At 63.5% G+C, this 1,606-nt stretch carries 1 pseudogene; it reads right to left on the bottom strand.

Going from position 1 to position 1,606, the window contains the following annotated elements:
- Positions 1-1,606: pseudogene (locus tag VC35_RS27940) on the bottom strand (sugar-binding protein); the annotation flags it as partial.

Below are 1,606 nucleotides of genomic sequence, written 5' to 3'. Positions count from 1 at the left end.
AGTTTCAGTGGTTTGCAACACGGTTTCTCCAGCCAGTGCGCTGGGGAGCCTTTCGTACTGATAGGAGGTCGTGCTGGTCTTGCCATTGAGGGTGGTTTGCTGAGTGACCGGGCGGCCGTGCAGGAACGCATCGCCGGGCAGTTCGTGGTAGCTGCGCCGGGTCTCTTGCAGGAGCGTTTCGTTGCTGCCATCGAGGTGCACCAGGGTCTCGCTCTCGATCGCCAGCCAGTCTTGCAGGCCGCTGCCGGTCAACGGCTTGTGCGCGGCGTAGCGCAAGCGCGTGCGCAGCGTCGGGGCACCCGCCGCGCCGTCGGGCGAAGGCGTCATCACGGTGTCTTTGAGGTTGCGCACAAAACGGTCTGGCGGGCAACCGTCCTCGCCCGCCTTGGGGTAGTAGGTGTAGGTGGTCTTGATGCCGTTGGGCTCGACCTGTTCGGTCTGGTTGCCATACCCGTCGTAGGCGGTCAGGGCGACTTCGTCGCGGTACTGGGTGGCGTCGTTGGCCATCTCCCAGCTGGTGGTGACTTTCCTTGGCAACTGGAATTGCGCGACCTGCTGCTCGAACGGGATGTCCTGGGCGTAGTACTCGGTCTTGATCCGTTTGACGCACTGTTGCTGGGTGGTTTTTTCTTCGGTCAGCAAGTGGAAACGGTTGAAGGTGCGCTCGACCTGGCGGACCACCGTGGTGCCATCCATCAGGCTGGCGACGCAGCCGTACTCATAGCTGGACGCCACCTTGTACAACGGGTCCATGCCGTCTTCCCAACTGACGCTGGCCCCGGCCCCGAGGAAATTACGGGCCGTGTAGCTGTAGTCGACCTGGATCGTCGGCTGGTCGAAGCCGGGGTAGCTGCGATGGCGGGTGACCCGTGGCAGGTTGGGACGGCTGATACCGCCGGGATAAGGGTGCCCGGTGTCGCTGTAGTCGATGGTTTCCCGACCGCCGACCGGCGTCTTGACTTCGTGCAGGCACAGAATGCCGCGGATCGGCCCGTTGCCATAAGCAAAGCGCCAGGACGCTTTGTCGGCGGTGGGCAAGACGACGCTGGTGACCCAGCCGCTGGCGTTGAGGTTCATTTCGTAACGCGCCAGCGGACCGCCGCCGGGGCCGTCGTTGGGGCGGGCGAGCACTTCCACCCGGGTATCGTTGGGGCGGTTGATGCGCAGCAATTCGCCCTGGGCATCGCTGATGCTTTGCAGGCGCTGGCCACCGCGAAAAGACGCATACACCAGTGTGATGAGATGGCCGCTCGCCGAGTAGATCTCGACGGGCAAGGCCACCCGGTCATTGCTGCTGCCGCCAACCTGCAGCACCTCGACCAGCCCGGACTTGTGCAGCACGCGGTAGCGGTCATTGCCCAGGTTTTCGAAATGGAAGCTGTCGAGTTTCTTTTCCTTGATGTCCGGGGTGGCGCCGCTACCGGTGACCTTGTACGTCTCCCCGGTGCTCAGGGCCAGGATGCTGTCATGGGGGGTGAACTGCGTGAGATTGAGGTTCCAGCCCAGGCCATAGCCGGAGTCCAGGGTATTGATCGGGTTGAAGCCAAGGCTCACGGGAAACGCCGCGCCGCCCAGCCAGGTGCTCTTGACCTCGGGGAAGTCGATG

Origin of the sequence: Pseudomonas fluorescens (assembly GCF_000967965.1) — a bacterium.
GTDB classification, from domain to species: Bacteria; Pseudomonadota; Gammaproteobacteria; order Pseudomonadales; family Pseudomonadaceae; genus Aquipseudomonas; species Aquipseudomonas grandcourensis.
The sequence above is the reverse complement of the archived record's forward strand: the minus strand, read 5'-3'. Positions and strand labels throughout refer to the sequence as shown.